The sequence below is a fragment of the Bacillus lumedeiriae genome (assembly GCF_044891285.1).
GTDB classification, from domain to species: Bacteria; Bacillota; Bacilli; order Bacillales; family Domibacillaceae; genus Pseudobacillus; species Pseudobacillus lumedeiriae.
Window position 1 is genome coordinate 1 of sequence record NZ_JAUIYO010000015.1, and the last position, 12443, is coordinate 12443.

Here is a 12443-nt window from a genome sequence, read left to right on the forward strand (position 1 = left end):
ACCGCTAATAATCAAACGAAAATGTTTATTTTGTTCAACGATTCGGCGTTTGAACCCAATGTTCTTTAATATCTGTTTTAGAGAGTTCATAAATGAAATAGAGCTTCCTAAGAAACTAACTACTCTTCTTTCATAGTGTACATAACCATCACCATCAAAATACAAATGTTTTCAAATTATAATCCATAGGGTATAATAACGGTAGAATCACATACATTAAAAAAGACCGTTTCGATGCGGGAACATCAAAACGGTCATACAATAGCAGGTTCCCATTTGGGGATCGACACACAAATAGCAGCTGCTAAAACCGCCAAGAGGGTCCAATCTCAAGGGCGGTTTTAGTCTTTTTTATGAAATGACAGAATTGATACGACAAGACTTGCAAAAGCAAGTACAATCATTAATGATTCGTATACTGTCATATGGCATCACCTCCCTCCTATAAAAATGGAGGAGTATGCCGGCCACCCTTGAGAAAACCTATACTATTGTTCTTATATTATATCATTTTTCAGAAAGAACGTTTATTTCTAAAAAATTAACTTTGAAATTTCGAACGCTTTTTTATGTAATCTCAAACTTTTTATAGCTCGCCTGAAAGCAGATGATGTTACCTATATTCTATCCCGCTCCTCTTCGAATATTCAGAATGGTCTGTATTTATTCGGAGTTTATAAAGTCTCTTCTATAGACAGCGAATCAGTATAGTACTCATAAAAAAATGAATACTATACTCGAAAGCAAAAAGGAGTGATCTTAATGGCCATGTGCCCTTTATGTAACTCATTTAAAGTATTAGAAAAGTACTGTCCAGAATGCAGCTGTCGATTAGATGATTCAGGAAAGGTATCTGATTTTTTAGACCCTTATGGCCATTATAACGATAACGAAACAGTGAAAATGGGTGATGGTTATCCCAATACCGCAAAGGATCAGATTTGCCCGCATTTAATGTACTGTCAGCATTGTGGATATAATCAGGTGGAGTTCATTAAAGAAGAATAACGGAAAAGGCTGCCGAGAAATCTCGACAGCCTAAGAGTATTATTGAACGTTGTTTCCCTTTCGTTTGATCCACCCATTTTGCACACTATGATGAAAGTTCTCATCAGCATATGTAACGAAAAAGCGGCTCGTGTGACTATTTTGTTCATTCTCATTAAAGATTAATAATTGTTGATTATCAGGATTATACAAATAATTAGAGCCTTCATCGTCCATATAATACTCACCATCAAAATCCTCGGCAATGGCCGCTTTTAATTCGTCCACATTCGCTTCTGTATGGATGGATTCAACTTTATTGCCAGCATAGGATATTAATAGATTTTTACTTCGATAGTCTTGAATCCATTCGTAGAAGCCTTCTTCATCAGGGCCTTCATAATCAGGATTTCCAACCATTCTTTTTGCTTTGGATGGCGCATCCCCTAATGAAATCCCATACATGCTAAATTCACCATTATTGAATGCCAAAAATGGTGGAGTGGTAATAGAATCTAGTTTTTTGTACTCTCCATTTAAATACACTTGGGGAGTATGGCAGCTCTCGTTCTCAAACGTAACCGTTATAGTTGATCCCCTTTTTTCCATCATTCCGCCGCATTCTTCAAGCAGGCTGCTCGTAAATTCAACTTTATCGCCCTTGATGATCCCTGTTCCTTCGAATGAATTGGCATAGGAGTTGTTATTATTCGGATTAACCCTAGTTCCTCCTAGCGTATAGGTAATCTGATTCTCTTCACCCTGTTCGATTTGTAATTGACCGAGGTGATCATCACTTAAAAAGATCCATTGTCCGTCCCAAGAACGATCTTCATTTTTCTGTGCGTCCACTGGTTTAAGTGCAGTCTTTTTTTCATTAGCTTGTCCACTAGTCTGTTCGTTCACCTTTTCACTTGCTTGTTCATGGTTTACTTCCTTTTCCTTGGACACAACTTGACTCGAACACCCGGCTATCATAAAAATAGATGTGATCGTGATGATGGATGTCATGAATTTGTGCATTTGCCGCTCTCCTCACTATGAACTATTTCTAAATAAGATATAAAGAACTTGAAAAACCGCTTTTTGAAAAAGTCAGCCATTCCTTTATATATATCGGTCTTATTTCTTAGTTATTTAGAGAGGGATTAGTTATAATGTCAGGCAGCTTCTGATCTAAAATCATTATTCCGAGCAATATGAGACAAAGCACAACGAGCGGCCTTGGAGTAGGATGGTCGTTGTGCTTTTTATCGATTCGTCTATTCTTCTTTTAGTCGTCTATCGTTTCTTTTTATGCCGGGCAGATGATGCGGTTCTTTCCCCGGTTTCTATATTCGTCGTGCCTTGTCCTTTTACATCTGATGAGCCTAGTTCTGATTTGGATGGATCTTTTTTACGTTTTCCCATGTTTATCACCTCCTTCTTTACTGTTTCAATTCGTCCCGCTTTTTATTCTCTAGAAAATGCGGAATAAAAAGCGGTTGAAAAGGCAATCTATAAATTGAAACTCTCATCAGCGAGCGGCTCATTGCCCGCTGATGCAAGACCAATTTAAGGAGGCGTTACTGAATGACGAAAAAGGTTGCAGTGGAACAGTCACTCACAAATGTAACTGAAGCTCTTCGAGGAAAAGGCTATGAGGTCGTTGATTTACAGTCAGCCGCAGACATACAAAACACACAGAATTGCTCTGTGTATGTTGTGTCTGGAATGGATTCAAATATGATGGGAATCCATGATACTTCAACGAAAGCTCCGATCATTGAAGCGACCGGTATGTCAGCTGATGAAATTTGCCGGGAAGTAGAAGAAAGAATGCATTAATCTATAAAGCCGGGTTCAACAATTGTCAGGAACCCGGTTTCTTTTTTGTTTGTTATATAATTAGTTTTTAAACATAATTTTTTTAGGAATAAATGAAAAAAAACACGGGTTTATACTCGGTTTTTGTTATATGAGAATAATTTTAGATCGTTAATTTTCAGGTTTTTAAATGAAACAAAAGAGGCATAGTTTCATACACAGTAAGAGCAGCCCTGTCTCAGAGCTGCCCATGGAAGTTTCATTTTATAATAATGAACGTTCTTCGTCGATTTCTCTGCGGAAGTTTTCCACACTTTCTAATCGGTTCTCATTTAATGATTTCAGCTTCTCTCTTTGTGCAATACTTTCGGCATGCTGCATGGATTCCTCTGTCTCCTTAGCATTAGCCAGTGTGTTGTCAATCATCTGTTCCATTTGTTTTATTTTCGTCTGATGTGCACGTTTGTTTTGTTCAGAATGGTTGCTCATTTGATATCCTCCCGTCAAATATAATAAGGTCGTTTCCCCATTGCTCGGGATTCGGACTAGCCGGGTTCATCATCCCCTAAAGCTAATATGCCCTGAAGCGGGAGAGATATTTATTAGAAAATTTTTCTGATCTTAAAGCTTTACGAATTCGTCCACTAGCTCTCCAAATCGTTTTAATGAATTTTCTATCGGAAGCGGAGTTGTTAAGTCTACACCAGTCTTTTTCAGCAATTCGAGCGGATAATCGGAACTGCCGCTCTTCAGAAATTCCAAGTAAGAGTTCAGCGTCTCTCTGTCCCCCTCGAGAATCTTAGTTGCCAGATGGATCGCTGAAGCAAAGCCAGTAGCATATTTATACACGTAAAAAGGCCGGTAAAAGTGCGGGATCCTAGACCATCCGAATTTCACTTCTTCATCCAGCGTAATGACATCCCCGTGGTACTCTTTAAATAGTGACTCGTACGTTTGATTGAACACTTCTACATTTAATGGCATTCCTTTTTCAGCCATATCATGTGTCTTTTTCTCAAATTCTGCAAACATGACTTGAGTAAAGAATGTTCCTTTAAATTGATCGATAAAATGATTGAGCAGATGTTGATGAACATCCGCATCTTTTTCGTGTTTCAGCAAATAATTAATTAATAATACTTCATTCACTGTTGAAGCCACTTCTGCTACAAAGATGCTATAACGAGCGGAAATTTGCGGCTGGTGTTGCGAACTCAGCGTGCTGTGGACACCGTGTCCGCATTCGTGAACTAACGTGAATAGGCTGTCTAAATTATCTTGGTGGTTTAACAGAATGAACGGATGAACGCCATATATGCCAAGGTTGTAGGCGCCTGACCGCTTTCCAGGTGTTTCACGAACGTCAATATATCGGCCGTCTTTAAACTGATGTAAAATACTTACATAGTTCTCTCCAAGAGGCGACAATGCCTTGCACATCGTTTCAAAAGCCTCTTCATAAGAAATCACAGGTTTGACTCCAGCGACGAGCGGAACACTCATATCATATTGCCGAAGCTCATCTAACTGCAGTTTTTCCTTGCGAATCTGATTATACCGATGAAGCGGAGCGAGATTATTTTTTGTTGTATGAATGAGGTTTTCGTATACTTCTTTCGGTACTTGGTCGCCAAATAACGCTTTTTCCAATGCGGAAGGATAGTTGCGAATGTTGGCTGTTGTGACGTTATTTTTAATTGCTGCTGAAAGGGTTGAAGCAATGGAATTCTTTAGTTGTACGTATGGCTGATAATACGCTTTGTAAGCTTCCCTGCGTTTATCGCGGTCTTCATCTTCAATTAATTTAGTATACATTCCTCTTGTGAGCTCTACCTTTTCTCCATTTTCTCCGGTCACTTCACCAAACTTGATATCAGCATTATTGATCATGCCGAACGTATGGCTGGGAACAGAGAGAGCCTCCCCCAGCTGAGACAGGATCGCTTCTTGTTCCTTGCTTAATACATGCGGCTTGTAGCGGAATGAATCAATTAAGTCTTCTTCAAAGTAGGATAACCCTTCTTCTTCGGCGATATATCCCTTTAATGTTTCCTCATCTAAACTTAATAAGTAAGGCATGAAAAAGGATGTGGACGCACTTACTTTCACACTAAGCTGCTTGGCCCGGTCTAATAACGACTGTGAGCTTGTTTCCTTCGTATTTTCATCTGTTTTCAACATCGCATAAGCGTACACTTTGTTGAGAATGAAAGATAATTCTTCTCTTTGTTTAAGGTATTGACATAACGAGCGCCCATCGTGAATATTCCCATCAAATTGCTTTAATGTTTCTGCCATTGCTTCAATCTGCCGGTAATCCCCCTCCCAATTTTCAAGGTCAGCATATATATCCGCCAAATTCCACTTTTCATGTGTTGGAACGTCATTTCTATTTGTGTATGTCACCATCGCAAAGACTCCTTTGTTTAGTTAATGTAAATAGGGATGCCTACTAAATATATTCTAAAGACCGCCCCCTAAACCCTTTAACAGAACGTATATAAAAAACCGTTTTCGATGGTAGCCGCATCAAAAACGGTAATAGATTTTTCTTCTGTTGTCATCACTAAGCTGATTACTAAGAATATAGTATTAAAGGAGTGATCATTGACGCAGGAGGGATCAACATGAATATACATATCGTTCGAAGGGGCGATAGTTTATGGAAAGTAGCACAGCAGTATCATACGAGTGTTCAGCAGATAGCTGCAGTGAATGGGCTGGACCGTCCAGATGTGCTCGTTATCGGCCAGGCGCTTGTTATTCCTGCTCCTAGTGTGACCCATGTCGTCCAATGGGGGGAAACACTTTGGGGAATCTCCCAAAAATATGGAGTGACGGTACAAAGTCTTATGACGGAAAATCAGCTGACCGATGCATCGATGATTTATGCCGGTCAAGTATTGAACATCCCGATTACCTATCACATCGTTCAATCAGGCGACACATTGGCAAAGATTGCTGAACGCTACGGAACGACAACAGCGGCCATTCTACGGGTGAATAACATCACAAATCCAGAATATATATATGTAGGCCAGATGATTCGAATACCTGAAAGAACAAAACCGATTAAAGAAGTTAATGCTTATATTACTAGGGTAGGCGAACAAGCCATTCAAGAAATTCAAACCCTGGGAAAATATTTGACGTACCTCTCTCCTTTTACCTACGCAATTAAAGAAGATGGCACTCTTACAACGATGAAGGAAGCTCCCCTGCTAACAGCAGCTTGGGAACAACAGGTTGCTCCGCTTCTCGTGATTACCAACTTTTCTGCAGGAAAATTCGACTCTGACCTGGCAGCGACTCTTCTCCGAAACCCAACGCTGCAGGAAACCCTTATCACGAATATGATTCGCATCATTAGGGAAAAAGGCTACGCTGGATTGAATATTGATTTTGAATATGTCTATCCTGAGGATCGCGAAAATTATAATGCGTTTTTAAGGAGGGTCGTTGCCCGTTTTCGTCCTCTGGGGCTTTTAGTTTCTACAGCCTTAGCTCCAAAAGTTCGTGAGGATCAAAGCGGCATTCTATATGAGGCTCATGATTATAAAGCACACGGCGAGATTGTCGATTTTGTCGTATTAATGACTTATGAATGGGGGTGGGCAGGCGGTCCCCCTTGGGCCATTGCGCCGATTAATCAAGTCAAACGTGTGCTTGATTATGCAGTGACAGTCATTCCGCGCAATAAAATCATGATGGGGATGCCGCTGTACGGCCGCGACTGGAAAATACCGTGGGTACAGGGGACCACAGCAAGAACGATCAGCCCTAAAGCGGCAGTGGAGCTGGCGGCGAAATATGGAGCCGCTATTCAATACAACGAAACGTATCAATCGCCATTTTTCCGGTACACGGACGAAACTGGCCAGCAGCATGAAGTCTGGTTTGAAGATGCCCGAAGCTCTCAAGCTAAATTTGATGCAGTGAAACAATATGGTCTGCGAGGAGTAAGTTATTGGGTGCTCGGAAGTCCATTTCCACAAAACTGGCCTGTACAAGAATGGAACTTTAAGGCTAGAAAAAAATAACAAAAAGGCAGTATCGGCTAAAGCTTTGGCCGATACTGCCTTTTTATATTTTATAGTTTCTTTCTTCTTTCTGTGCCATTCATTTTTTTCATGCGGTTCTCTAGATCAACCCTGTAATGTTGCCTTCTTTATCAATGTCCATATTAAGTGCGGCCGGTTGTTTCGGCAGTCCCGGCATGGTCATGATATCGCCTGTCAGGCAGACAAGGAAGCCGGCACCTAGTTTTGGGATGATTTCACGGACTGTAATCGTAAAGTCTTTTGGACGGCCGAGCAGTTTTGGTTCATCTGTAAATGAATATTGGGTTTTTGCCATGCAGACCGGCAGCTTGTCCCAGCCATTTTGCTCGATTGTCATCAGTTGTTTTAATGCCTGATCAGTAAAGTGCACATCTTGTCCGCCATACACTTCTTGTACGATCGTTCTTATTTTATTGGCCACTTTATCTTTCACATCATACAGCGGAGCAAATTGATTCGGTGTATTTAACTGCTTGATGACATGCCGTGCAACGTCAAGGCCGCCTTCACCGCCTTTTTCCCATACATTGGCTACTGCGGCTGCGACATCGTTCGTTTCGCACCAGTGAAGGATTTCCTCCATTTCCTCTGGTGTATCAGAGGTAAAGCGGTTGACAGCAACGACAGGTTCGATTCCAAAACGGCGGATCGTATCAATATGCTTTTCTAAATTCGGGATTCCCGCCCGTACAGCTTCTGCATTCTCTTCTTTTAATTCTTCTTTCGGAACGCCGCCATGCATTTTAAGCGCCCGTACGGTAGCTACGATCACAACAGCATCTGGAGAAAAGTTCCCTTGACGTGCTTTAATATGCATAAATTTTTCCGCACCTAAGTCAGCGCCGAAGCCTGCTTCTGTGACGACGATATCAGCAAGCTGCCGTGCGGTGTTGGTAGCCATGATCGAATTGCATCCATGAGCAATATTCGCAAATGGTCCGCCGTGAATGAGTGCAGGCGTCCCGTCGATCGTTTGAACAAGATTTGGTTTAAACGCTTCTTTAAGTAAAACCGTTAACGCGCCTTCCACCCCTAAATCCCGCACTGTCACCGCTTCTTTCCCATATGTATAGCCGATGACAATTTGTGACAGCCGTTCTTTTAAATCCACAAGGTCGGAGGCTAGACAAAAAACTGCCATAATCTCTGAAGCGACAGTGATATCGAATCCATCTTCGCGCGGCACCCCATGAGCCGGCCCGCCTAATCCGACGACAACATTCCGTAAAGCACGGTCATTAAGATCAAGGACACGCTTCCAGGCGATTCTTCGCGGATCAATTTGCAGCTGATTTCCTTGTTGCAGGTGGTTATCGATCATGGCACTAAGGGCATTATTAGCAGTTGTAATCGCGTGAATGTCCCCGTTAAAATGCAAATTGATTTCTTCCATAGGAAGTACTTGCGAATAGCCTCCTCCAGTTGCACCGCCCTTCATTCCCATGACAGGACCAAGAGACGGCTCGCGAAGGGCAATCATTGTTTTTTCTTCCAGCCGGGACAGTGCATCTGCCAGTCCAACGGTGACAGTCGACTTTCCTTCTCCCGCCGGTGTGGGACTGATCGCCGTCACTAAAACAACTTTCCCATTTTTTGTTCCCTTCGGCAGTTGAGATACATCGATTTTTGCCTTATACTTTCCATACAATTCAACAGCTTCTTCAGGGATGCCTGCTGCCTCAGCAATGTCTTTTATTGGACGTATATCCGCTTTCGCTGCAATCTCAAGATCTGTGAGCGTTTCTGTGATTTTTGTCATGTCTTTCCCCGCTTCCTCTTTTTCTTCATTATAGTCTGAAAAAACGGAAAACAGAACACTGTTTTTGTGACCATGGACTAACAATGTTTCGTTCGAACCATTTAATTGTGCAAAACGGCGGATGATATAACCCAATGATCTGTTTTGCTGCAAGAAAAGTAACCTATACCAAAACATATTTATTTTGGCATAGATTTTTACTCAGCTTCCCCAATAGCTTATCGGTTAAGAGTGCGATATAAAAAGGCAGCAGTTTGAGCACGTGTCACTTGTTCAGCAGGTCCGAATGTTCCGTTAGAATTTCCAGCGGCTATTCCATTTGCTGCAAGGGCATCAATATAGTGAGCCGCCCAGTGATCTTTTCTCACATCTTTAAAAGGTTTTTCAGGATTCCCTTTTAATTGAAAAGCTGTGGCCAATATTCTGGCGATTTGAGCCCTGGTCAATGGCTCATTCGGTTGAAACGTCCCATCTGTGTAGCCTGACATGATGCCTTTTTGATGTAAAAAGCGAATATAAGGCAAAAATTCGTTTCCTTCCCCTACATCCTTAAACACAGTCTTATCTGTCACACTTTTTTCATCAAATTGTAAGGCGTTGGCTAGTATTTTAGCTGCTTGAGCTCTCGTCACAGCCCGATTCGGTTGAAATGTTCCATTAGGATAGCCATTAATATAGCCTTTTTCTGCTATATATTTAATTTCCTTGTATGCCCAAAAATTAGAGTTCACATCTGAGAAGGATAAAGGGATCTTTTCTCCTTCGATCCAATCGGCTATATCTTGAATAAACTCTTCAGGTACGTTAGCCGGAATGGAATACTCTGAGTAATCGGGCTTCCCTTTATAATTGACGAGTAAATGAATGAGATCAGGATACAATTTATACGAAACATTCTGTCTTTTATCTAAAACATTCTTCCATTCATTTAATTCGGAGGAAGGTACTTGCAGATCTTTCTCGCCTTGCATAATGAAAAGAGGGACTGTTTGCTTTGCGGCCAATTCGGCGGGCACATAATCACGAAGCTCGTACCACCAATATTGATTAGGGAGCTGCAACTCTTTCGGAATGTTATCTTTTGAATAGTCAGAGTTGTTAATCAGGGCAATTTGCTGTTCCCAAAAGGCAAGGTTTGCTTTTATTGCTTCGAGCTGTTCCGCCGGCAATTTTTGTTCTTTCGCCATTTCTAAAGCATGAAGCTGCTGCCATAGCATCAAGTCTTGAAATTTCCCACTTGGTCCTGAGACAACAATGCCTCCGTGAATCTGATGGTTTTTATCTGCTTCTACAATCCGCGGCAGCGCATATCCTCCTTGGCTATGTCCCAATACATAAACCCTATGGTTGATTTCAGGAAGGCTATGTAAAAGCTGAACAGCCTGTATAGCATCATGAACTGTTTCCTCTTGTAAACTTAATTTAGGATTCATGCCTGTTTTAATATGGTGTTCTCTTGTCACTTTTTCATAGCGAAGGACAGCAATGCCATGATTAGCTAATCCAACCGCTATATCGCGGAAAGGTTTAGTGGAGTAAAGTGATTCATCTTGATCATTCGGCCCCGAACCATGGACAAGAACAACCGCGGGAAAGGGACCGTTTCCTTTAGGTAATGTTAGTGTGCCAGGAAGAGAAAATTCTCCGCTGCCGATTGCTACTTGCCGCTCTATATAGTTTTCTATTTGTTCGTAAGCGGGCTTTTCATACTGACTTGGCGGTGTATAGTAAAAAGGAATATAAAAATCATCAATATTTCCGGATTGATCCAAGTTAATGGTAACTTCTATTGGAAACATCTCAGCTTCATAAGTCATAACAACATTCGTATGTACACTATTTACCGTTTCTTTCATTGTTAGTTGTTTTCCTAACTTCCCAAACGGAGCTGTTTTTACTTTCCATATTTCAGGAAGTTGTTCTTGTGAAACGTGCTTTTTTAAGTTATCACTGAGTAGAGAATAAGCCTCTGCCCACTTCTCATTAGTAATTGCTGACATAAATAAATTAGCTTTCTCTTCGGCGTTTATTTGGACATTGTTCTTCAAGACTGTTTGTGCCTGTACGTTTAAATAGATGTCTGAAGGTGTAAAGATTCCGCTTGTGCCAATAGCCGCTGCCAGTAAAACAGGGCCGACACGTTTTATCTTCTTCATTTTTCTTCCTCCAATCCCTTAAAGAGGATAATTGTCATTTAATGATAATACAGAATATTCTAAATGACAATTGTATAAACAGTCTCAACCATGGTTCCAAATGGCAGTGATTAGTGTATAAAATAGAAAACGGTACGCCGATTTGGCGTACCGTTTATATGCAAGAAATACAATGGTTTATACAGCCTGTACTTTGTCTTCGACAAACACCTCATTTGCATGATGTGATTATTGAAGTTCCCATCTCTGAGTCAGTACGATCTGTGCCCAAAGCCATCACCCCGTTTGGAGTTTTTGTTCCTTGCCTTAGTTATGATGTCCGGTTTTCAACAAAATATACTCCGATGAAACATTTTATTTTAAATACGGATGTGTCCCGCTGCTCAGTCGTTTTTATGCCGAAATAAGGAAACGGCGTACCAGTTGGCACGCCGTTTATATGCAAGAAATTCAAATGGTTTGTCCAGCCTGTACTTTGTCTTTAACAAACACCTCATTTACATGATGTGATTATTGAAGTTCCCATCTCTGAGTCAGTACGATCTGTGCCCAAAGCCATCACCCCGTTTGGAGTTTTTGTTCCTTGCCTTAGTTATGATGTCCGGTTTTCAACAAAATATACTCTGATGAAACATTTTATTTTAAATACGTAATGTGTCCCGCTGCTCAGCCATTTTTATGCCAAAATAAGGAAACGGCGTACCAGTTGGCACGCCGTTCATATGCAAGAAATGCAATGGTTTATACAGCTTGTACTTTGTCTTCGACAAACACCTCATTTGCATGATGTGATTATTGAAGTTCCCATCTCTGAGTCAGTACGATCTGTGCCCAAAGCCATCACCCCGTTTGGAGTTTTTTGTCCCTTGCCTTAGTTATAATGCCCGGTTTTCTACAGAGTATACTTATGGTCCCGACTTTTTGTCATCCATTTATTCACTTCATATAAATCAAATGTTGAGACAAAATAAGATCAGCACAGAGTGGCTCTGTGTGAATAATTAATACTTCGGAGGGATTCATAATGGGAAAAAGAAGCAAATCTAAACGTTTTACTCAACAAGGAAAAGATTCCGTTGCTAAGCATGCTGAGCGCTTCCCTTACCGTAGCACTTTCTCTGAAGCAGAAGATCAATTAACATCAGAAGCAGCGGATCGGTTTACGATTGAGAATACAGCAGAAAATCCTGATCCGACGGTTGGAGGGTATTAAGTGGGGAATAAACTATTTCAAGAAGCACGCAAATTTGTCGATCAGGCAGTGGCAAACGCAACTGAAGAAAATATAACGATAGCAAAAAACAGTCTGTCCTCTGCTTTTGCTAATTCTACATTAGCTGAGCAAAAACAACTGAGCGAAATGCAGGAAAAGCTGGGGCGAGTCAAGCAGTCAATGCAAGGAAACGAATACAGTTAACCTGATCTTACGTAGAGGAGTTGTCAATCAATGAGCAAAAGTCCTACAAGATCTAACGGCAACCGCTCGGGACAGCCAGCCCCGCTTAGCGGGTCGAAAAAAGTTAAAAATAAAAATCATTCCCGCCAAAAGAACAACAGCAGTCATGATATGTAACTACAGGTTCCTCCATGCACTTACCAGTGTATGGAGGAATTTTTTTACGCATAGAATCGTCATGATTTTTCTATATTTAACAAAGACATTGCTTAAATGGC

14 protein-coding genes are annotated in these 12443 nt (G+C 41.1%); 6 read left to right on the forward strand and 8 right to left on the reverse strand.

Annotated elements, in window-relative coordinates; genetic code table 11:
• The coding region (locus tag QYG89_RS14030; RefSeq protein WP_404318465.1) for an LAGLIDADG family homing endonuclease at positions 1-165 on the reverse strand (165 nt) is incomplete at its 3' end.
• Positions 166-341: 176 nt separating this feature from the next.
• Complete coding sequence (locus QYG89_RS14035) at positions 342-425, reverse strand: putative holin-like toxin (RefSeq protein ID WP_404318467.1); 84 nt, start codon at positions 423-425, stop codon at positions 342-344.
• Positions 426-762: 337 nt separating this feature from the next.
• On the opposite strand from QYG89_RS14035, the gene QYG89_RS14040 reads away from it, so the two are divergent.
• Positions 763-1008 carry a hypothetical protein gene (locus QYG89_RS14040; RefSeq protein WP_404318363.1) on the forward strand — a complete coding sequence of 82 codons (246 nt, stop codon included), beginning with the start codon at positions 763-765 and terminating at the stop codon, positions 1006-1008.
• Between the two features lie 39 nt (positions 1009-1047).
• Here the strand turns inward: QYG89_RS14040 and QYG89_RS14045 are convergent, their stop codons facing one another.
• Together QYG89_RS14045 and QYG89_RS14050 are read right to left on the reverse strand one after the other, a co-directional pair.
• Positions 1048-2010, reverse strand: coding sequence for a hypothetical protein (locus tag QYG89_RS14045; protein WP_404318365.1), 963 nt, complete (start codon positions 2008-2010; stop codon positions 1048-1050).
• 258 nt (positions 2011-2268) lie between these two features.
• On the reverse strand, positions 2269-2397 hold the full coding sequence (locus QYG89_RS14050; RefSeq protein ID WP_404318367.1) for a YuzL family protein: 129 nt from the start codon (positions 2395-2397) through the stop codon (positions 2269-2271).
• A gap of 162 nt (positions 2398-2559) precedes the next feature.
• Here QYG89_RS14050 and QYG89_RS14055 point away from each other — a divergent pair, with 162 nt between their 5' ends.
• Positions 2560-2814: a YkuS family protein gene (locus QYG89_RS14055; RefSeq protein WP_404318369.1), complete on the forward strand. Its 255-nt coding sequence runs from the start codon at positions 2560-2562 to the stop codon at positions 2812-2814.
• A gap of 243 nt (positions 2815-3057) precedes the next feature.
• Here the strand turns inward: QYG89_RS14055 and QYG89_RS14060 are convergent, their stop codons facing one another.
• A complete protein-coding gene (locus tag QYG89_RS14060; protein ID WP_404318371.1) occupies positions 3058-3282 on the reverse strand; it encodes a hypothetical protein in 225 nt (74 codons plus the stop codon).
• Between the two features lie 132 nt (positions 3283-3414).
• Entirely contained in the window at positions 3415-5202 is a 1788-nt protein-coding gene (gene pepF / locus QYG89_RS14065; RefSeq protein ID WP_404318373.1) for an oligoendopeptidase F, read from the reverse strand.
• A gap of 218 nt (positions 5203-5420) precedes the next feature.
• Here pepF and QYG89_RS14070 point away from each other — a divergent pair, with 218 nt between their 5' ends.
• Complete coding sequence (locus QYG89_RS14070; RefSeq protein WP_404318375.1) at positions 5421-6833, forward strand: LysM peptidoglycan-binding domain-containing protein; 1413 nt, start codon at positions 5421-5423, stop codon at positions 6831-6833.
• A 100-nt stretch (positions 6834-6933) separates the two neighbouring features.
• Here the strand turns inward: QYG89_RS14070 and QYG89_RS14075 are convergent, their stop codons facing one another.
• Positions 6934-8613, reverse strand: a complete 1680-nt coding sequence (locus tag QYG89_RS14075; protein WP_404318469.1) for a formate--tetrahydrofolate ligase — start codon at positions 8611-8613, stop codon at positions 6934-6936.
• Positions 8614-8831: 218 nt separating this feature from the next.
• Positions 8832-10769 (reverse strand): S-layer homology domain-containing protein, encoded by a 1938-nt coding sequence (locus tag QYG89_RS14080; RefSeq protein ID WP_404318377.1) that lies wholly within the window; start codon positions 10767-10769, stop codon positions 8832-8834.
• Positions 10770-11793: 1024 nt separating this feature from the next.
• Here QYG89_RS14080 and QYG89_RS14085 point away from each other — a divergent pair.
• The 3 genes from QYG89_RS14085 to QYG89_RS14095 are packed head-to-tail and all read left to right on the forward strand — an operon-like array spanning position 11794 to position 12342.
• On the forward strand, positions 11794-11982 hold the full coding sequence (locus QYG89_RS14085) for a hypothetical protein (RefSeq protein ID WP_404318379.1): 189 nt from the start codon (positions 11794-11796) through the stop codon (positions 11980-11982).
• A complete protein-coding gene (locus tag QYG89_RS14090) occupies positions 11983-12186 on the forward strand; it encodes a DUF3813 domain-containing protein (RefSeq protein ID WP_404318381.1) in 204 nt (67 codons plus the stop codon).
• Between the two features lie 30 nt (positions 12187-12216).
• The gene (locus QYG89_RS14095; RefSeq protein ID WP_404318383.1) at positions 12217-12342 is read left to right on the forward strand and encodes a small acid-soluble spore protein P; all 126 of its coding nucleotides are present in this window, start codon (positions 12217-12219) and stop codon (positions 12340-12342) included.
• Positions 12343-12443: the final 101 nt, after the last annotated feature.

Excerpts from the sequence above, each read along its gene's own strand:
- QYG89_RS14035 (WP_404318467.1), bottom strand. The coding sequence starts at position 425 with ATGACAGTATACGAATCATTAATGATTGTACTTGCTTTTGCAAGTCTT.
- QYG89_RS14040 (WP_404318363.1), top strand. The coding sequence starts at position 763 with ATGGCCATGTGCCCTTTATGTAACTCATTTAAAGTATTAGAAAAGTAC.
- QYG89_RS14045 (WP_404318365.1), bottom strand. The coding sequence starts at position 2,010 with ATGCACAAATTCATGACATCCATCATCACGATCACATCTATTTTTATG.
- QYG89_RS14050 (WP_404318367.1), bottom strand. The coding sequence starts at position 2,397 with ATGGGAAAACGTAAAAAAGATCCATCCAAATCAGAACTAGGCTCATCA.
- QYG89_RS14055 (WP_404318369.1), top strand. The coding sequence starts at position 2,560 with ATGACGAAAAAGGTTGCAGTGGAACAGTCACTCACAAATGTAACTGAA.
- QYG89_RS14060 (WP_404318371.1), bottom strand. The coding sequence starts at position 3,282 with ATGAGCAACCATTCTGAACAAAACAAACGTGCACATCAGACGAAAATA.
- pepF (WP_404318373.1), bottom strand. The coding sequence starts at position 5,202 with ATGGTGACATACACAAATAGAAATGACGTTCCAACACATGAAAAGTGG.
- QYG89_RS14070 (WP_404318375.1), top strand. The coding sequence starts at position 5,421 with ATGAATATACATATCGTTCGAAGGGGCGATAGTTTATGGAAAGTAGCA.
- QYG89_RS14075 (WP_404318469.1), bottom strand. The coding sequence starts at position 8,613 with ATGACAAAAATCACAGAAACGCTCACAGATCTTGAGATTGCAGCGAAA.
- QYG89_RS14080 (WP_404318377.1), bottom strand. The coding sequence starts at position 10,769 with ATGAAGAAGATAAAACGTGTCGGCCCTGTTTTACTGGCAGCGGCTATT.
- QYG89_RS14085 (WP_404318379.1), top strand. The coding sequence starts at position 11,794 with ATGGGAAAAAGAAGCAAATCTAAACGTTTTACTCAACAAGGAAAAGAT.
- QYG89_RS14095 (WP_404318383.1), top strand. The coding sequence starts at position 12,217 with ATGAGCAAAAGTCCTACAAGATCTAACGGCAACCGCTCGGGACAGCCA.